Here is a 17,684-nt window from a genome sequence, read left to right as displayed (position 1 = left end):
CCTTCCCGAACTTCCGCGCACCCGGCCGCCGCCCGACACGGGCGCGGCATGCCGTGCGCGTCTGCGGAGAGAACACGTGTCGAACACCGCCTCCGGCCTGCCCATCGGGCGAGGCCTCCTCTATCTGATCGTCGCCGGTGTCTCCTGGGGCACCGCGGGCGCGGCCGCCTCCCTGGTCTACCGGGCCAGTGACATGGGGCCCGTCGCCCTCTCCTTCTGGCGCTGCGCCGCCGGCCTCGTGCTGCTGCTCGCCGTGCGCCTGTTTCGGCCGAGCACCCAGGGCCGAGTGCGGCAGCCGCTCGGCCGCCGGGTGTCGCGGGCCGGGGTCACCGGGCTCGGGCTCGCCGTCTTCCAGACCGCGTACTTCGCGGCCGTCTCCGCCACCGGCCTGGCCGTGGCCACCGTCGTCACGCTGGGCGCGGGGCCCGTCCTCATCGCGCTCGGCGCCCGGCTGACCCTGGCCGAGCGACTTGGCCGGGGCGGCGCCACAGCCGTCCTGGGCGCCCTCGCCGGGCTCGCGGTCCTCGTTCTCGGGGGCGGCGGCACGACCGTACGCCCGGCGGGTGTGCTGCTCGCCCTGCTGTCCGCGGCCGGATACTGCGCGATGACGCTGCTCACCCGCCGGTGGGGCCGCGACGGCGAAGGTGACGCCACCCGGACCACCGCCGGGGCCTTCGCCGTCACGAGCCTGTGCTTGTTGCCGTTCGCCCTGGCGGAGGGCCTGCTGCCGCACACCGAGGAGCCCGGCCGGCTCGTGCTCCTGCTGCTCTACGTCGCCGCCGTCCCCACGGCGCTCGCCTACGGCCTCTACTTCGCGGGCGCGGCCGTCGTACGGTCCGCCACCGTCTCGGTGATCATGCTGCTCGAACCGGTGAGCGCGGCGGTGCTCGCCGTCGTCCTGCTCGGCGAGCACCTCACGGCGCCGACGCTGGCCGGAATCCTGCTGATGCTGGGCTCGGTGGCGGGCCTGGCGGTGGGGGAGGCGCGGGACGCGCGGAGCAGGGAGGAGCCGGTGATGGCCGTGTGAGGCGGGGACCCGCGGCCTACGCCTCCTGTCTGCGCAGCAGGTGGTCGCGTGCCCTGGAGTCGCCCGGACCGCCGCGGGCCGCGAGACCCGCGGCGATCCGGTCCCGGACCTCGGTCGGCCTGTGGTTCGCGTACTTGAACTTCGCTCGTACGTCCGTCACTTCCAGGCGCAGGCCGCGGATGCCGGCGAGCATCCTGCCGTAGGGGGCCTCGCCCACCGCCGCCCGCGCCGAGCCGCCCCGCGGCTGGAAGTGGTCGACCTGGCGATTGAGCAGCGCGGCCTTCTGTGCCGGGTCGTCCACGACATGGGCGCGGCAGCGGAGCTGGACGGCCGCGTAGAAGCTCGTCGGGGTGCCGTGCTCGGGCGGGACCTCCGGGGCGGCCTGCCAGGGGCCGGGTACGAACACGTAGTCGTCGACCACGCTCAGCAGAACGTCAGGGGCGGCCTCCAGCGCGGTCCAGAGCGGGTTCGGGCGGGCGAGGTGGGTGACGACCTCGCGGCGCCCGGCGTCGTAGGCGAAGTGCAGTGGCTGGACGTGGGGCGGTTCGCCCGGCAGGCCGTTGACCGCGAGCTGGCCGAAGTCGTGGTCGGCCAGCCACCCTTGCCACTCGGTGTCGTCACGGGGCGCGTCCCAGGGGTGGATCAGCATCACAGGGCCGTGAGGTAGCCGGGCAGCTCGGTGCCGGGGGCCAGGCCGGGGTCGGAGAGCGGGGTGCCGTAGGTGCGCCGCACCGGGACGACGCCGGCCCAGTGGGGGAGGGCGAGGTCCTCCGGTTCGTCGTTCACACCGCCGGTGCGCAGCTTCGCGGACACCTCGTCCAGGTCCAGGCGGATCACGGCGGTGGCGGCCAGTTCCTTCTTGTCGGCGGGGCGCGAGTCCGCGGAGCGGCCGGGCACGACGTGGTCGACCAGCGCGTCCAGGGCCTGCCGCTTCTCCTGGGGGTCCGTCACGTCGTGGGCCACGCCGTGCACCACCACGGAGCGGTAGTTGATCGAGTGGTGGAAGGCCGAGCGGGCCAGGACCAGACCGTCGACGTGCGTGACCGTCAGGCAAACCTCGAGGCCGGGGTCTGCCTGACCGGCCGCCCGCAGCGGACGCGAGCCCGTCGAGCCGTGCACGTACAGCCGCTCGCCGACCCGGGCGTAGAGCGTGGGCAACACGACGGGCGCCCCGTCGCGGACGAACCCGAGGTGGCAGACGTAGGCCTCGTCGAGTATCGCGTGCACCAGTTCCTTGTCGTACGAGGCCCGGTCCGGGGAGCGGGTGGGGACGGTGCGGTCGGTCGGGGTGTAGGCGGTGTCGGGCTGCGACGGCGTCTGCGCGGTCCCCTGCATGGCGCTCTCCATTGCACTAGTGCATAATTGGCTTTGTGCTAGGAGAGTATCGGATCAGTGGGCGTCGCGCAGCGGACATTTCCGCGAGCATCGAGCGCGCGGTGGGAGCGGGCGAGCTGCAGCCGGGTCAACTGCTGCCTCCCATGCGGGAGTTGGCGGAGGGGTTGGGGGTGAATCCCAACACGGTCGCGGCCGCGTACCGGACCCTGCGCGAGCGTGGGGTCATCGAGACGGCGGGGCGGCGCGGCAGTCGGGTGCGGCCCGCACCGGCGACGACCGGGCGGGAGCACTTCCGGGTGGACGTCCCGGAGGGGGTGCGGGACCTCGCGCAGGGCAATCCGGACCCGGCGTTGCTGCCGTCGCTCGCGGGCGCGTTCGCGGCGGCCGCCGCCGAGGGTGACCGGGCGCCCGTGCTCTACGGCGACACCCCCGTCGAACCGGAGCTGGCCCGGATCGCACGGGCCGGTCTCGACGCCGACGGTGTGCCGGACGGGCCGCTCGCCGTGGTCTCCGGGGCCCTCGACGGTGTGGAACGGGTGCTGGCGGCCCATCTCAAGCCCGGTGACACCGTCGCCGTCGAGGACCCCGGCTGGGGCCGCACCCTCGACCTCGTGCCCGCGCTCGGGCTGCGGACCGTACCCGTCGGCGTCGACGACGAGGGGCCGTGCGCGGAGGACGTGCGCCGGGTGCTGGAGGCCGGGGCGCGGGCCCTGATCGTCACCGACCGGGCGCAGAACCCGACCGGCGCGGCGGTGAGCTCCGCACGTGCGCGTGCACTGCGAGCCGTGCTCCGGGCGTATCCGGAGACCCTGCTGATCGAGGACGACCACGGCCACGGCATCGTCGACGTGCCCCTCCACCCCCTGGCCGGAGTGACCCGGCACTGGGCGTTCGTGCGCTCGGCCGCCAAGGCGTACGGCCCCGATCTGCGGCTCGCCCTGCTCACCGGGGACGCCGTCACCGTCGACCGGGTCCGCGGGCGGCACCGGCTCGGACCGGGCTGGGTGAGCCGGCTGATGCAGCGGGCCCTGGTGCGGCTGTGGGCCGACGGCGCGGTGGACACGGCCGAGGTGGCGGCGTCGTACGGGAGGCGGCGGGACGCGCTGATCGGCGCGCTCGAACGGCGCGGTGTCGCGGCCTTCGGGCGCAGCGGCATGAACGTGTGGGTGCCGGTGCCGGACGAGACCGGCGCCGTCGCCCGGCTGCTGCACGCCGGTTGGGCCGTGGCTCCCGGTGCCCGCTTCCGGCTGAGCGCGCCGCCCGGTGTCCGGGTCACCGTCTCGACGCTCGCAGAGGGTGAGATCGAGACACTGGCCGACGCGATCACCTCGGCGGTCGGGCCCGCGCCCGCGCGGAGCTACGACTGAGACACGGCTTCCGGCCTTGGCTGAGGGGGGCTGGGGTTCGGGCCTCCCGGAGGCCAAGGCCGGCTGAGACGCGGCCTCGGCCCATCGGCCGAGGCAGTAGCTGCCCGGCCCCGGCCGGCCCTGGCCGGGCCCGTGTGCAGCTACGGGGGAGAGGATGGCCGGGTGTCGGGTCCCCGCGGAGCGACGGTCTGGACGCCGGCCGGGGCTTCGGGTCCGCGCGGGCAGGGCTGAGTCGCCGCCGAGAGCCTCGGGCCTCCGTGAGTTGGGACCGGGAGTCCGGCCGGGACTTCCGGACCCGTGAGGGCCGACGGCGACGCGCTGTCGGCCCTCGGCCCGTGCGCGGGTACGGCCGAGCCGACCGCCGGAGGGGCGCGCCCCTGTGGGCCGAGGCGTTGGGCCCCGCCAGAGCTACGGCCGAGATGTCGGGCGTAGCTTCGGCCGGACCTGTGTGAGCGCCGCCCCCGTCAGCACGATCACCGCCCCTACCGGCGTCGACCAGGTGAGCCCCTCGCCGAGGAGTGCGACGCCCGCGGCCGTGGCGATGACCGGGATGAAGTACGTGACCATCTGGGCGGTCGTCGGGCCGACCTCGGCGACCAGGCCGTACTGGAGGAGCACCGCGAGGCCCGTGCCCAGTGCGCCCAGGGCGGCGACCGCCAGCAGCGGCACGACGGACACGCGGGTCGGCAGGGTCGTGAACAGCGGGGTGACGACGGCCAACTGGGCTGTGGCGAGCAGCAGTTGCGCGCCGGTCATCGACAGGTGCGAGTGGCCGGTCCCCGCGAGGGTGCGGCGCACGTAGATCCAGCCGATCGGATAGCTGAGGGAGCCCAGCAGGGCCAGCGCCGTGCCGGTGGCGTCCAGGCCGTGGAAGCCCTGCCAGGCGCCCAGCACGGTGAGCACCCCGAGGAAGCCGAGACCGAGCCCCGCCACCCGCACCCGGGTCGGGCGGTCCTCCGACAGGGCGACCAGCGACAGCGCCATGCCCCACAGCGGCGAGGTCGCGTTGCAGATGCCCGCCAGGGTGGACGGGATGGTCAGCTCGGCGTACGCGAAGAGTGAGAACGGCAGGGCGTTGAGGAGGAGAGCGGCGACCGTCAGATGCCCCCAGACGCGCGCCCCGCGCGGCAGCCGCTCGCGTCGTACCGCCATCGCGGCGGCCAGCACCGCGGTGCCGAACGCCAGTCGGCCGAGCGTCACCTGGAACGGCGCGTACGTCTCGGTGCCCACCTTGATGAGGAGGAAGCTGAAGCCCCAGATCAGAGACAGGGCGGCGAAGCGGAGGCGCCAGTCGAGGAGACGGCGGGGCGGTGCGGGCGGGGCGGTGGCGGCCCGGCCGGCGGGGGTGGTGACGGTGCTCATGGCAGCCACGATGCGTCAATGCAACCTCGTAGCACAATCGAGATTTCGCACCCGGTACTGCGTAGCATTGCTTACATGTTGAACTTGGAGCGCCTTCGCACCCTCGACGCCCTCGCCCGGCACGGCACGGTGAGCGCGGCGGCCGAGAGCATGCACATCACGACGTCCGCCGTCTCGCAGCAGCTGTCCAAGCTGGAACGGGAGATCGGTCAGCAGCTCCTCGCCAAGAACGGCCGGGGCGTGCGGCTCACCGACGCCGGCCGGCTGCTCGCCGAGCACGCCGCGCGCATCCTGTCCCAGGTGGAACTCGCCCAGTCCGATCTGGAGGCGCAGCGCGGGCAGGTCGTCGGCGAGCTACGGCTGTCGGCGTTCCCGACGGCCGCGCGGGGCCTGTTCCCGCACGCGCTGGCCGCACTGCGCGAGCAGCACCCCGCGCTCCGGCTGCGCTCCTGCGAGCTGGAGCCGGAGCACGGCATCGCCGGAGTCGTGCGCGGCGACCTCGACCTCGCCGTCGTGCTCGACTGGTACAACAAGCCGATGGCGCTGCCCGAGGGCCTGGTCAAGGCGTCCATCCTGGACGACCCGGCCGAGGTCGCCCTGCGGGCGGACCACCGGCTCGCCGGGCGCGAGGAGGTCGACCTCGGCGACTTCGCCGACGACGAGTGGATCACCTGGGGCGACGGCGAGTTCTGCCACGAGTGGCTTATGTTCACGCTCCGCTCGAAGGGCATCGAACCGATCGTCGGCCATCGCGCCGCCGAGACCCACACGCAGCTCGCCCTGGTCGCCGCGGGCCTCGGGGTGTGCATCGCCCCGCTGCTCGGCCGCCACCCCGTGCCCGCCGGTGTCGTGACCGTCCCCCTCCGGCAGCCGGTCCGACGGCACGTGTACGTCGTCTGGCGCGCGGACGCGGACCGCCGTCCGTCGATCCGTGCGGCGGTGAAGGCCCTGCGGGCGGCGGGGGAGAGGGTCGGCTGACGTTCCGGGGAGGGGCTACCGCCCGGACAGTTTGCGGAAGTCCCAGGAGACGATCTTCTCGGGAGTCAGACGGATCCAGGCGTGCCGGCCGTCGTGCGGCATCTCCTCCAGGCGGAAGTTCTTCCGCGCGAACAGCATCTCGGGGACGTCGAGTTCGGCGCGCAGCTCGCCCGTGCGAGGTATCTCACCCACGAACTCGACGGTGCCCGACAGCTCGGCGCCGCGCAGCTCGTCGTACTCCTCGCCGGTGTCGACGACGATCGCCACCCGCGGATCGCGGCGCAGGTCGGTCCACCGCTTGCTGCGTACGACCGAGTACAGCCACATCGAGGTGCCGTCCCAGGCGAACCACAGCGTGCTCACGTGCGGCGCGCCGCCGGACGACACCGTGGCGACCCGGCAGGTGCGCTGGGTGGTCAGGAATTCATCCAGCTCGCCCGGCGTCATCATGATCTTCCGGCCCCTGCGCTGCTGCGTGACGGTCATGCTCCCCCTCTTTCTCCCACGTCGTGCCAGAGGAGATCCTCTGACATCACGTCAGAAAAGGATGAGTGCTCTTCCGTCCGTGCGCAATGGTGGCTACGCTCGCCCGCCCGGCCGCCGGTGACAGGGGAAAACCGTGCCCTCGTACGCAGCGCTCAGTGAACTCCTCGAACCGCGCACCACCGTGCTGCTCACCGTCGAGTGCCAGGAAGGCGTCGTCGGGGCGGACAGCGCACTGCCCGCACTCGCCGAACAGGCACGCGCCGGCGGCGCCCTCACCAACGTCGCCCGCCTGGTGGCGGCCGCCCACGACGGTGGCGTCCAGGTCGTCCACGCCATCGCCGAGCGCCGCCCCGACGGCCGCGGCGCCAGCCACAACGCCCGCCTCTTCCGCGCCGCCGCCCGGCTGCCCGTCCAGCAGCTGACCGGCACGCCGGCGGTGCGGGTGGCCGCCCCGATCGAAGTCGCCGAGGAGGACCTCGTCGTGCGGCGCCTGCACGGGCTGTCACCCCTGCAGGGCACCGACGTCGATCCACTGCTGCGCAACCTCGGCTGCCGCACGCTGATCGTCACCGGCGTCTCGGCCAACGTGGCCGTGCCCAATGCCGTGTTCGACGCAGTGAACCGCGGCTACACCGTCGTCGTCCCGGCGGACGCCATCGCGGGAGTGCCCGCCGACTACACCCCCGCGATGATCCGCCACACCCTCGCGTTGGTCGCCACGGTCGCGACCACGGACGAGGTGCTGGCGTGCCTGGAGCGTGCGCGTGGCGTCAGGCCAGCGTGATGGAGTCGCCGTTCACGGTGATCTTCTTCTCCTCCAGCGGTTTGACCGCGGGGGCCTTCTTCACACTGCCGTCGAGGACGGAGAACTGACTGCCGTGGCAGTTGCAGGAGATGATGTCGTCCTTGAGGTCGACCATCGGACAGTTCTGGTGGGTGCAGATCGTCGAGAACGCCTTGTACTCGCCCGCGCTCGGTTGTGAGACCACGACCTTCTCGTCCTTGAAGATCTTGCCGCCGCCCTCGGGGATGTCGGCGGTCTTCGCGAGCGCCGCACCGCCGGCTCCCGCTCCCGCTGACGAGCCGCCCCCTTCGTTCGTCGCGCCGCCACCCTGTTCGGTGGACGGGTCGGACGCCTTGTCCTCCGAACCGCACGCCGTCAGCGCCACGGTGAGCCCCGCCGCGCCGACCGCCGCCACGACGGTGCGGCGGCTCGGTCCCGACATCGGCTGAACTGATTCGCTGGTCATGCTGACGTTCCTTCCGGGGGAATTCGTGATCTGCCGAGAGGTACGGCCCCTGGGGACCGGCTGTTCAGACCCTGCCGAAATCCTGGCCCGTTCGGGGAGAGACACGGGTAAAGCGGAGCTGTCGGCTTGCTGTCGGATTCCGGCCCGCCACCGCGAGGCCGTCGCCGCGGTCGCCGGGTACGTCAGTAACCTGGGGCGATGCTCAAGGAAGTGATCGCGACCCGTTTCATCGCGCCGCTGCGCGAGGGCGGTTCGCTGCCGGGTCTGGTCGAGGCGGACGACTTCGGCACCTACGTCCTGAAGTTCACCGGCGCGGGACAGGGCCGCAAGACACTCGTCGCCGAAGTGGTCTGCGGGGAACTCGCCCGGCGGCTGGGGCTGCGGATGCCGCGTCTCGTCACCGTCGAGCTCGACCCCGAGCTGGGGCTGGGTGAACCGGAGGAGCAGGTGCAGAGCCTGCTCCGGTCCAGCGGCGGCACCAACCTCGGCATGGACTTCCTCTCCGGCGCGCTCGGCTTCGACCCGCTCGCGTTCCCGGTGAGCCCCGAGGAGGCCGGCCGCGTGGTCTGGTTCGACGCGCTGATCAACAACGTCGACCGGTCCTGGCGCAACCCCAACCTGCTGAGGTGGCGCGGCGAGCTGTGGCTCGTCGACCACGGCGCGACGATGATCTGGCACCACAACTGGCCCGGCGTGGAGGCCTCCGCCGCCCGCCCGTACGACGCCTCCGACCACGCGCTGGCGTCCTTCGCGCCCGATGTCGCCTCCGCCGCCGCCGAGTTGGCGCCCCTGGTCACCGAGGAACTGCTCGCCGACGTCACCGCGCAGATCCCGGACACCTGGCTCACGGACGAACCGGGCTTCGCCGCGCCGGACGATCTGAGGCAGGCCTACGCGCGCCCGCTGCTGGCACGGGCCGCCGTCATCCACGACCGCATCCAGGGGCTGAAGTGAACGACCGGCACATCATCAGGGGCGGGCCCCGGGACCGTCACGTCTACGAGTACGCCGTCCTGCGCGTCGTCCCGCGCGTGGAACGCGGCGAATGCATCAACGCCGGGGTCCTGGTCTACTGCCGCGCCGAGTCCTACGTCGGTGCCCGCACCCACCTCGACGAGGCCCGCCTGCTGGCCCTCGACCCCCTGGCCGACGTGGCCGGGGTCCGAGCCGCCCTGGGGGCCGTGGAGGGCCTGTGCGCGGGCGGGAGCGCGGCCGGGCAGGCGGCCTCCGACGACCCGGGCCGCCGCTTCCGCTGGCTCGTCGCCCCCCGCTCCACGATCGTCCAGCCCGGCCCGGTGCACACCGGCCTGACCACGGACCCGGCGGCGGAGACCGAGCGGTTGCTCGACCTGCTCGTGAGGTGACCCGTTCGTCAGCGCCGGCGGCGCCTCACCACGTGACCGGCGGCGAGAGCGGCGCCCACCGCGAAGGTCAGGCCGATCCCGAGCTCCCAGCCGTTCGGCCCCGAGGCCAGCGCGCCCCCGGCGCCGCCCCGCACGCCCCGGGACGGGGCGGTGGCGGGCGCCGTGGCGCCGGGAGCCGACGGGCTCGCGGGCCGGGACGGACCGACGGAGGCGGATGGGCTCGCGGAGGCGGACGGGCGGACCGGGGAGATGACACCCGATCCGACGCGGGGCAGCGCCTCACACGCGATGCCGTCGTCCGGTCCCTGGTCCTCGTCGAGTCTGTTGGGATCGCTTCGATCCGCGTCGAAGACGGCCTGCGCGTCCTCCTGGAAGGCGAAGTCGCGGCAGTCCAGGTCCTGCCGGGCGTGAGCGGGGTCGGCCATGGGCACGATCGCGACGATCGCGAACAGCGCGCCCATGACACCGGTGCGACGGCGCATGGAGCGCCTCCCTTCCGGCCGGGGGTGGCTCGCGCTCCGACGCTAGGCGCCGAGGGGTGCGGCGGCCCGCCGCCATGGGCCGATCGGGTGTCCCCGGGGACGCCGCCGGGCCAGGTGGGCCCGGGTGATGGATCACATGCCGCCCCCGGCCGTTGACACCGCGTGCCAGGGCTTCTAGCGTCACACCCACTGAAGGTACTAAGCGGTCGCTCACCTGAGGAGTAGCAGTCATGTCCACCACTGAGCAGCGGGTAGCCGTCGTGACCGGTGCCGCGCGCGGCATCGGTGCCGCCACCGCCGTACGACTGGCCGCCGAGGGCCGCGCGGTCGCCGTGCTCGACCTCGACGAGGCGGCCTGCAAGGACACCGTCGAGAAGATCACCGCCGCCGGTGGCAAGGCCATCGCCGTCGGCTGCGACGTCTCCGACGAGGCACAGGTCGAGGCGGCCGTCGCGCGGATCGCCGAGGAGCTCGGCGCGCCGACGATCCTGGTCAACAACGCGGGCGTGCTGCGCGACAACCTGCTGTTCAAGATGAGCGTCTCCGACTGGGACACCGTCATGAACGTGCACCTGCGCGGCGCCTTCCTGATGTCCAAGGCCTGCCAGAAGCACATGGTGGACGCGGGCTTCGGCCGGATCGTCAACCTGTCGTCGTCGTCCGCGCTCGGCAACCGCGGCCAGGTGAACTACTCGGCCGCCAAGGCGGGCCTGCAGGGCTTCACCAAGACCCTCGCCAAGGAGCTCGGCAAGTTCGGCGTCACCGCCAACTCCGTCGCCCCCGGCTTCATCGCCACCGAGATGACCAAGGCCACCGCCGACCGCGTCGGCATGGGCTTCGAGGACTTCAAGGCCGCCGCCGCGACCCAGATCCCGGTGGCCCGGGTGGGTGAGCCGGAGGACATCGCCAACGCCATCGCCTTCTTCACCGGCGAGGCGGCCGGATTCGTGTCCGGCCAGGTGCTGTACGTGGCCGGCGGACCGCTCGACTAGAGGACGAAGAACATGACTTCCGTGGAACTCTCCGGCAAGGTCGCCCTCGTCACGGGCGCCAGCCGCGGCATCGGCTACGGCGTGGCCGAGGCCCTCGTCGCGCGCGGCGACCGTGTGTGCATCACCGGCCGCAACGAGGACGCCCTCAAGGAGGCCGTCGAGCAGCTCGGCGCCGACCGCGCGGTCTACGTGGCCGGCAAGGCGCACGACGAGGCCCACCAGGCCGTCGCCGTCGAGCGCACGATGGAGGCCTTCGGCCGGGTCGACTACCTGGTCAACAACGCGGGCACGAACCCCGTGTTCGGGCCGATCGCCGACCTGGACCTGAACGTCGCCCGCAAGGTGTTCGAGACCAATGTCGTCTCGGCGCTCGGCTTCGCCCAGCGGACCTGGCACGCCTGGCAGAAGGACAACGGCGGCGCGATCGTCAACATCGCCTCCGTCGCGGGCCTCTCGCCCTCGCCGTTCATCGGCGCCTATGGCGTCAGCAAGGCCGCGATGATCAACCTGACCGTGCAGCTCGCGCACGAGTTCGCGCCCAAGGTGCGGGTCAACGCGATCGCCCCGGCCGTCGTGAAGACCAAGTTCGCCCAGGCGCTGTACGAGGGCCGCGAGGAGGAGGCCGCGGCGGCCTACCCGCTCGGCCGGCTCGGTGTGCCCTCCGACATCGGGGGCGCGGCCGCGTTCCTCACCTCCGAGCAGTCCGACTGGGTCACCGGCCAGACGCTCGTCGTCGACGGCGGCATCTTCCTCAACGCCGGAACCGGCTGACGAGGACCGCGCACGCGGCTCGGCACGGGCGCCCGTCGACACGAACGGCGCCCGTGCCGGCGTAAAGAAACCGCAAAGTGCGATGACAACGTCGTCAAAGGTTTATCGATCAAGAGGTCATGGACGGGGAGGGTCAGGGGGCGCGGCACTGCGGTATGGTCTGCCGACCCTTGGTATGGCAGATCGAGGAGCGTGCGCGTGTTCAAGCGGAACCGATGCCTGCGGCGGGTGGCGGCCATCGCGTCCATATCGGCCCTGCTCGCCGGGTGCGGCGTGCTGTCGTCCGACACCCCGGAGGACGAAGGGCCGATCGTCGTGGGCACCACCAGTGCGCCCAGCACGCTCGACCCTGCCGCGTCGTGGGACAGCTCCTGGGAGCTGTTCCGCAACATCTACCAGACGCTCCTGAGCTATCCGACGGGTGCGAGCACGCCTCAGCCGGACGCCGCCGAGAAGTGCGGCTTCAGCGACTCGTCGAACCAGGTCTACCGCTGTGAGCTGCGCGAGGGCCTGACGTTCTCCAACGGCGACACGCTCGACGCCCAGGCGGTGAAGTACTCGTTCGACCGGATCCGCAAGATCAACGTCAACGGCGGCCCCGCCGGTCTCCTGGGCAGCCTCGAGAGGGTCCAGGCGCCGAACGAGCGTGAGGTGATCTTCCACCTCAACAAGTCCGACTCGACCTTCCCGTTCGTGCTCGCCACCCCCGCCATGTCGATCGTGTCCCCGGACGCCTACCCGGACGACAGCCTGCGCAAGGGCGACGACGTGGTCGGGTCCGGGCCGTACACCCTCGACTCGTACTCCGACGGCAAAGAGGCCGTCCTCGTCCGCAACGACTCCTACAAGGGCTACGCGGAGCGCCGGAACGACGCGGTGACCGTCCGCTACTTCCAGGACTCCGACACCATGGTGACGGCGCTGCGGGACAAGAAGATCGACGTGACCTACCGGGGTCTGGCGGCCGGTGACGTCGTCGAGCTCCAGAGCAAGTCCTCCAAGGACGAGGAGATCCAGCTCGTCGAGGGCACCGGAACCGACATCAACTACCTGGTGTTCAACCCGAAGGACTCCTGGGCGAACAAGAAGGCCGTGCGCCAGGCCATCGCGCAGGTCGTCGACCGGGCGGCGATCGCCCACAAGGTCTACAAGGACACCGTCGACCCGCTGTACTCCATGGTCCCCAAGGGCCTCACGGGTCACACCACGGGCTTCTTCGACGACTACGGCGACCCCGACGTCGCCAAGGCCCGCAAGATCCTCACCGAAGCGGGCATCAACCAGCGCGTCCCGCTCACCTTCTGGTACACCAGCGACCGCTACGGCTCCGAGACCGCCGGGGAGTTCAAGGAGCTGGAGCGCCAGCTCGAGGCCTCCGGACTGTTCACGATCAGCCTGAAGAGCCGGCCGTGGAAGACGTACGTCGAGGGCTACCAGAAGGGCGAGTACCCGGTCTTCGGGCGCGGCTGGTTCCCCGACTTCCCGGACGCCGAGAACTTCATCGCGCCGTTCGTCGGCGACCAGAACGCCCTCGGCACGCCGTACCCGGCGCCCGAGATCACCGGCGACCTGCTGCCCCGTTCGCGCCGGGAGAGCGACCGCGGGAAGGTGGTGAAGGAGTTCGAGGAGGCCCAGCAGATCCTCGTGGACGACGCGCGGCTGCTGCCGCTGTGGCAGGGCCGGCAGTACGTGGCGGCCAGCCGGGACGTCTCGGGCGCGGAGCGGGCCATGGACCCCTCGACGATCATGATGATGTGGGAGCTGCACCGCAAGACCGCCTGGTAGGCGGTCCGGCACCGGGCTTCCCCGGGCGCGTTGTCAGTGGTCGCCTGTAGGTTCTGGAGCCTGGAAGTGACCGCACATCGTGAGGACGTTGACGTGACCGACACCGCCATGCTGCCCGAGTCCTGGCGCGGGGTTCTGGGCGACGAACTGCAGCAGCCCTGGTTCAAGGAGCTGACGGAGTTCGTCGAGGAGGAGCGGGCGAAGGGTCCCGTCTACCCGCCGCGCGAAGAGGTCTTCGCGGCGCTGGACGCCACGCCGTACGAGGGGGTCAAGGTCCTGATCCTCGGTCAGGACCCCTACCACGGCGAGGGTCAGGGGCACGGTCTGTGCTTCTCGGTCCGGCCGGGCGTGCGGATCCCGCCGTCCCTGCGCAACATCTACAAGGAGATGCACCAGGAGCTGGGCACGCCGATCCCGGACAACGGCTATCTGATGCCGTGGGCCGAGCAGGGCGTGCTGCTGCTCAACGCGGTCCTCACCGTCCGCGGCGGCGAGGCCAACTCGCACAAGGGGCGGGGCTGGGAGAAGTTCACCGACGCCGTGATCCGGGCCGTGGCCGGGCGTCCGGACCCGGCGGTCTTCGTGCTGTGGGGCAACTACGCGCAGAAGAAGCTCCCGCTGATCGACGAGTCCCGGCACATCGTGGTCAAGGGCGCGCATCCCTCGCCCCTGTCGGCGAAGAAGTTCTTCGGCTCGCGTCCCTTCACGCAGATCAACGAGGCGGTGGCGGCGCAGGGGCACACGCCGATCGACTGGACGATCCCGAATCTCGGCTGATGCCTGCCGCTCGTACGGCCGGGCCGTGACGGGCCCGGTGGTGTCCGGAGCCGCCTGAGCCGGATCGCCCCCGCCTGCGGTTAGCGTCGGCGGGAACAGCCGGCGAGTGCGCGGAGGGCGTCGTGGCGGAGCGACAGGAACAGACGGCGCCGGATGCCGTGCTGACCCGGATCGGGCAGGTGGTCATGCTGCACCACGCGGGGGACCGGGAGGAGGCGCGGCACCGGTTCCTCGGCCTGTGGGCGGAGATCGGCGAGCACGGCGACCCGCTGCACCGCTGCACCCTCGCCCACTACCTCGCCGACACCCAGGACGACCCGGCGGACGAACTGGCGTGGGACCTGCGCGCGTTGACGGCCGCCGAGGAGGCCAGGGAGGAGGCCCTCGCGGTGACCGCGGTGACCGCGCTCTCCCCCTCCCTGCACCTGAACCTGGCCGACGACTACGCCAGACTGGGACGTGGCGACGCCGCCCGCACACACCTGCGGTGGGCCCGGGAAGCCGCCACCGCCCTCACCGACGACGGCTACGCCGAGGGCGTGTGGGCGGCCATCGGACGGCTGGAGTCCCGGCTGGGAGAGGGCGGCCCGGGGACGTGGACGCCGCCTCGTCAGCGGCCCTGAGCGGCAGGTCAACGCCGGTACGTGTCGCGGCAGATCGTCGCCTCCGGGCTGTCCGCCCGCCATCCCCCGTAGCGCCTGCCCAGCGCGCACACGTCCGCTTTGCTGCTGGGGACGCTCTTCTCGATGTCCCGGCGTACCGACTCCGACACGTCGGGGATGTCGGCGTGCGACCGCTGGGGACGCCGCGGTGCGGGCTCGGGGCGTTCGGGACGGGCGGGGCCCGGACGGACGTCGCGGTGCCCGGGCTGCGGCGCCCCGGGTTGCCGCGAGGCCGCGGGGGGAGTGGCCGGGCGGGTCGCCGACGCGGCCGGCTCCGGGGGGCGGGACGCCTCTTCGATGAGCAGCAGGGCCTCGCGGGCCGGTGCCTGCACGATCGGAGTCTCCGCCGCAACCTCCGGCGCCGACGGCCGGGACGGTGCCGCCGAGGGCCCCGGCGCGGGATGCGGAACCGTCGTACAGCCGGAGAGGGCCGAGACCGCCACGGTCACCAGGAGCGTCGCTGTGGTCGTCGTTCGATGCACCCGCGCAACTCTGGTGCGTCCGGCCCGCGTTGGGGCGGCGGACAGGCGGAGGTTGCCCCGCACGGGTGATCTCGCGCCCCGTACGGAGGGCGCAGGCGTGATGGGGGTGACGTGTAGTGGTCTGTGTGACGGGGGTGGCGTCAGTCGCCGGTCGCGCCGTCGATGCGCTCGCGGATCAGGTCGGCGTGGCCGTTGTGCCGCGCGTACTCCTCGATCATGTGGGTGTAGAGCCACCGCAGGTTGAACCGCTCGCCGGTGCGCCGGTGCTTGCCCTCCGTGATGTCGTCCAGGCCGAAGCGGGAGCAGTTGCGCCGGGCCGTGTCGATCTCGGCCTGCCAGGTGGCGTACGCCTCCTGCCAGGTGTCCGCCTCGGTGAGGTGGAACTCGCCGTCGGGGTCCTCGTCGCTCCAGTGGATCGGCCGCACGTCCTCGCCCGTCAGCACCCGGCGGAACCAGCTCCGTTCCACGTCCGCCATGTGCCGGACCAGCCCCATCAGGGACAGGTCGGACGGCTCGACGGCCGCGGACCTGAGCTGTTCGTCGCTCAGACCCTCGCACTTCCAGGCAAGGGTCTGCCGGTGGAAGTCCAGCCAGCCCTCCAGCATGGTGCGTTCATCGGCCGTGGTGGCGGGCATGCCGCGCTCGTTCGTCATGGACGCATCCTGTCCGAGCAGCTCCTGCCGCACCACAAGATTTTCAGTCGCCGAGCATCCCCTCCAGCAGTTCCCGCAGCCCCGCCCGCACCTCCTCCAGGCTCGGTACGTCGGCACCGAACGACCCCGCCACGCAGCTGAACATCAGCCCGTCCGCCCAGGCGATCAGCGAGAGGGTGTGCCGGGCCGGATCCGTCGAGCCCATTCCGGTGACCAGGGTGGTGAGCTGGTCCCGGAAGCGGGCGCCCGTGGCGTCGAAGAAGGCCCGCAGCTCGGGGCGGCGCGTCGCCTCCAGGGCCAGTTCGTAGCGGGCGAGGGTGAGCGCGCGGTGCTGCGTCAGGGCCCGGTGGGCCGCCAGGGCCAGCGCGTCCGCCAGGGAGCCGGCGCCGGCCTCGGGGCCCGGCATCTCGTGCAGGGCCAGCACCCGGGCCTCACGGTCGGCAAGGCGCCGAACCGCCAGCTCCAGCAGGGCCTGCCGGGTCCGCGCGAGGTTCGACGTGGAGCCCTGGGGGAGCCCGGCCAGCTCGTCGACCGCCCGGTGCGTGAGGCCGCGCATCCCGCGCTCGGCGAGCAGGGCGAGGGCGGTGTCGGCGACGAGGTCGGAGCGGGCGGGACCTTCGGTGCGTACGGACATGGGTTCACGCTACCCCTCCGACTACACCTGTAGTAACGTCGAAGGCGTCACTACAGGTGTAGTCACATGAGGAGGAGCCATGGGACAGTCCGGGCATGCCGTCGTGATCGGCGGCGGGATCGGCGGCCTGACGGCAGCGGTCGCCCTGCATCAGCGGGGCGTGCGGGTCACCGTGCTGGAGCGGGCCCGCTCGCTGGAACCGGTCGGCGCGGCGATCTCCCTCGCGCCCAACTCCCTGCGCGCGCTGGACGTCATCGGCCTCGGCGACGAGATCCGCGACCTCGCCGCCTGGTCCGGGGACGGCGGGCTGCGGACACCGTCCGGACGGTGGCTCTCGCGGTCCTCCGCCGACGCCGCCGCCGAGCGCTTCGGCGGCCCGCTCGTGCTGCTGCACCGCGCCACCCTGATCGCGAGCCTGGCTACCCGGCTCCCGCCGGGCACCATCCGCACGGACGCCGCCGCGACCCTCGCCGACAGCGGGGGCGCCGGCCGGCCCGCCCGCGTCAGCACGGCCGGCGGGGTTCTGGAGGCCGACCTGGTGGTCGGTGCGGACGGCATCCGGTCCGCCGTGCGCGGGACGCTCTTCCCGCACCACCCGGGCGCCGTCTACTCCGGCTGGACGACCTGGCGGGTCGTGATCCCCGTCCCCGGCGTCCGGTTCGCCGCGCACGAGACCTGGGGCCGGGGCCGCATCTGGGGCACACACCCGCTGAAGGACGGTCGCGTCTACGCCTACGCGGGCGCCGTGACCCCCGCCGGCGGCCGGGCGCCCGACGACGAGAAGTCAGAGCTGCTGCGTCGCTTCGGCGACTGGCACGACCCGATCCCCGCCGTGCTCGCCGCCCTGCGCCCCGAGGACGTCCTGCGCCACGACGTCCACCACATCGCCGAGCCTCTGCCCGCCTACCACCACGGCCGGGTCGCGCTGCTCGGCGACGCCGCGCACGCCATGCCGCCGAGCCTCGGCCAGGGCGGCAACCAGGCCATCGAGGACGCGGTCGTGCTGGCCCACCACTGCGACGACCTCGCCGCCTACACCGCCGTCCGGCAGCCCCGTACGACCGCCATCGCGCGCCAGGCCGTGAAGGTGGCCCGCCTCAGCCTGATGAGCAGCCGGACCGGTGTCGCCGTCCGCGACACGGCCATGACCCTGCTGTCGCCTGCCGGTCCCGCCCTGTTCGTGCGCAGCTTCGACGGCATCGCCGACTGGCGGCCCCCGCAGACGGACGCCGTATGCTCCGAGCAGACACCGGCAGGCAACGGCTAGAGGAGATCAC

At 72.6% G+C, this 17,684-nt stretch carries 21 protein-coding genes; 12 read left to right on the top strand and 9 right to left on the bottom strand.

Annotated features, from left to right (window positions below):
* Positions 1-76: 76 nt before the first annotated feature.
* Positions 77-1,027, top strand: coding sequence for a DMT family transporter (locus ABT116_RS02505; RefSeq protein ID WP_351626695.1), 951 nt, complete (start codon positions 77-79; stop codon positions 1,025-1,027).
* A 16-nt stretch (positions 1,028-1,043) separates the two neighbouring features.
* On the opposite strand, the gene ABT116_RS02500 is transcribed toward ABT116_RS02505, so the two are convergent.
* Together ABT116_RS02500 and ABT116_RS02495 are read right to left on the bottom strand one after the other, a co-directional pair.
* Positions 1,044-1,676, bottom strand: a complete 633-nt coding sequence (locus ABT116_RS02500) for an FMN-binding negative transcriptional regulator (RefSeq protein WP_351626692.1) — start codon at positions 1,674-1,676, stop codon at positions 1,044-1,046.
* Positions 1,676-2,362: a pyridoxamine 5'-phosphate oxidase family protein gene (locus ABT116_RS02495; RefSeq protein WP_351626689.1), complete on the bottom strand. Its 687-nt coding sequence runs from the start codon at positions 2,360-2,362 to the stop codon at positions 1,676-1,678. The genes ABT116_RS02500 and ABT116_RS02495 overlap by 1 nt, the downstream gene beginning before the upstream one ends.
* A gap of 35 nt (positions 2,363-2,397) precedes the next feature.
* Between ABT116_RS02495 and ABT116_RS02490 the strand changes: the two genes are divergently transcribed.
* Positions 2,398-3,729, top strand: coding sequence for an aminotransferase class I/II-fold pyridoxal phosphate-dependent enzyme (locus ABT116_RS02490; RefSeq protein ID WP_351626687.1), 1,332 nt, complete (start codon positions 2,398-2,400; stop codon positions 3,727-3,729).
* A gap of 408 nt (positions 3,730-4,137) precedes the next feature.
* On the opposite strand, the gene ABT116_RS02485 is transcribed toward ABT116_RS02490, so the two are convergent.
* Positions 4,138-5,091 carry a DMT family transporter gene (locus ABT116_RS02485; RefSeq protein WP_351626685.1) on the bottom strand — a complete coding sequence of 318 codons (954 nt, stop codon included), beginning with the start codon at positions 5,089-5,091 and terminating at the stop codon, positions 4,138-4,140.
* A 75-nt stretch (positions 5,092-5,166) separates the two neighbouring features.
* On the opposite strand from ABT116_RS02485, the gene ABT116_RS02480 reads away from it, so the two are divergent.
* A complete protein-coding gene (locus tag ABT116_RS02480; RefSeq protein ID WP_351626683.1) occupies positions 5,167-6,069 on the top strand; it encodes a LysR family transcriptional regulator in 903 nt (300 codons plus the stop codon).
* Positions 6,070-6,084: 15 nt separating this feature from the next.
* Here ABT116_RS02480 and ABT116_RS02475 read toward each other — a convergent pair whose 3' ends face one another.
* A complete protein-coding gene (locus ABT116_RS02475) occupies positions 6,085-6,555 on the bottom strand; it encodes a pyridoxamine 5'-phosphate oxidase family protein (RefSeq protein WP_351626681.1) in 471 nt (156 codons plus the stop codon).
* A 133-nt stretch (positions 6,556-6,688) separates the two neighbouring features.
* Here ABT116_RS02475 and ABT116_RS02470 point away from each other — a divergent pair, with 133 nt between their 5' ends.
* Positions 6,689-7,339 carry a cysteine hydrolase family protein gene (locus ABT116_RS02470; protein ID WP_351626678.1) on the top strand — a complete coding sequence of 217 codons (651 nt, stop codon included), beginning with the start codon at positions 6,689-6,691 and terminating at the stop codon, positions 7,337-7,339.
* Here ABT116_RS02470 and ABT116_RS02465 read toward each other — a convergent pair.
* Positions 7,326-7,805: a Rieske (2Fe-2S) protein gene (locus ABT116_RS02465; RefSeq protein WP_351626676.1), complete on the bottom strand. Its 480-nt coding sequence runs from the start codon at positions 7,803-7,805 to the stop codon at positions 7,326-7,328. The genes ABT116_RS02470 and ABT116_RS02465 overlap by 14 nt on opposite strands.
* A 198-nt stretch (positions 7,806-8,003) precedes the next feature.
* Here ABT116_RS02465 and ABT116_RS02460 point away from each other — a divergent pair, with 198 nt between their 5' ends.
* Positions 8,004-8,759 (top strand): HipA family kinase, encoded by a 756-nt coding sequence (locus tag ABT116_RS02460; protein WP_351626673.1) that lies wholly within the window; start codon positions 8,004-8,006, stop codon positions 8,757-8,759.
* Positions 8,756-9,169 carry a DUF3037 domain-containing protein gene (locus ABT116_RS02455; protein ID WP_351626670.1) on the top strand — a complete coding sequence of 138 codons (414 nt, stop codon included), beginning with the start codon at positions 8,756-8,758 and terminating at the stop codon, positions 9,167-9,169. Before ABT116_RS02460 ends, ABT116_RS02455 begins: the two co-directional genes overlap by 4 nt.
* Positions 9,170-9,177: 8 nt before the next feature.
* Here the strand turns inward: ABT116_RS02455 and ABT116_RS02450 are convergent, their stop codons facing one another.
* Complete coding sequence (locus ABT116_RS02450; RefSeq protein ID WP_351626667.1) at positions 9,178-9,651, bottom strand: excalibur calcium-binding protein; 474 nt, start codon at positions 9,649-9,651, stop codon at positions 9,178-9,180.
* A 230-nt stretch (positions 9,652-9,881) separates the two neighbouring features.
* Between ABT116_RS02450 and fabG the strand changes: the two genes are divergently transcribed.
* The 5 genes from fabG (at position 9,882) to ABT116_RS02425 (ending at position 14,599) form a co-directional block, all read left to right on the top strand.
* Positions 9,882-10,643 carry a 3-oxoacyl-ACP reductase FabG gene (fabG, locus tag ABT116_RS02445; protein ID WP_020270157.1) on the top strand — a complete coding sequence of 254 codons (762 nt, stop codon included), beginning with the start codon at positions 9,882-9,884 and terminating at the stop codon, positions 10,641-10,643.
* A 12-nt stretch (positions 10,644-10,655) separates the two neighbouring features.
* Complete coding sequence (locus ABT116_RS02440; RefSeq protein ID WP_033307414.1) at positions 10,656-11,414, top strand: SDR family oxidoreductase; 759 nt, start codon at positions 10,656-10,658, stop codon at positions 11,412-11,414.
* Positions 11,415-11,612: 198 nt separating this feature from the next.
* A complete protein-coding gene (locus ABT116_RS02435) occupies positions 11,613-13,199 on the top strand; it encodes an ABC transporter substrate-binding protein (RefSeq protein WP_351626664.1) in 1,587 nt (528 codons plus the stop codon).
* A 93-nt stretch (positions 13,200-13,292) separates the two neighbouring features.
* Positions 13,293-13,976: a uracil-DNA glycosylase gene (locus ABT116_RS02430; protein ID WP_351626661.1), complete on the top strand. Its 684-nt coding sequence runs from the start codon at positions 13,293-13,295 to the stop codon at positions 13,974-13,976.
* A gap of 122 nt (positions 13,977-14,098) precedes the next feature.
* Complete coding sequence (locus tag ABT116_RS02425; RefSeq protein WP_351626659.1) at positions 14,099-14,599, top strand: hypothetical protein; 501 nt, start codon at positions 14,099-14,101, stop codon at positions 14,597-14,599.
* Positions 14,600-14,607: 8 nt separating this feature from the next.
* Here ABT116_RS02425 and ABT116_RS02420 read toward each other — a convergent pair whose 3' ends face one another.
* The 3 genes from ABT116_RS02420 to ABT116_RS02410 all read right to left on the bottom strand — a co-directional run bounded on the left by ABT116_RS02420 (position 14,608) and on the right by ABT116_RS02410 (position 16,407).
* Positions 14,608-15,120 carry a flagellar biosynthesis protein FlhF gene (locus ABT116_RS02420; protein ID WP_351626656.1) on the bottom strand — a complete coding sequence of 171 codons (513 nt, stop codon included), beginning with the start codon at positions 15,118-15,120 and terminating at the stop codon, positions 14,608-14,610.
* Positions 15,121-15,260: 140 nt separating this feature from the next.
* Positions 15,261-15,773: a DinB family protein gene (locus ABT116_RS02415; RefSeq protein WP_351626647.1), complete on the bottom strand. Its 513-nt coding sequence runs from the start codon at positions 15,771-15,773 to the stop codon at positions 15,261-15,263.
* A 43-nt stretch (positions 15,774-15,816) separates the two neighbouring features.
* Entirely contained in the window at positions 15,817-16,407 is a 591-nt protein-coding gene (locus ABT116_RS02410; RefSeq protein ID WP_351626644.1) for a TetR/AcrR family transcriptional regulator, read from the bottom strand.
* 79 nt (positions 16,408-16,486) lie between these two features.
* Between ABT116_RS02410 and ABT116_RS02405 the strand changes: the two genes are divergently transcribed.
* Entirely contained in the window at positions 16,487-17,674 is a 1,188-nt protein-coding gene (locus ABT116_RS02405) for an FAD-dependent monooxygenase (protein ID WP_351626642.1), read from the top strand.
* Positions 17,675-17,684 lie beyond the last annotated feature (10 nt).

The sequence above is a fragment of the Streptomyces sp. NPDC002130 genome (assembly GCF_040296465.1).
Lineage (GTDB): Bacteria > Actinomycetota > Actinomycetes > Streptomycetales > Streptomycetaceae > Streptomyces.
This window is presented reverse-complemented; position numbering and strand designations above follow the sequence as displayed.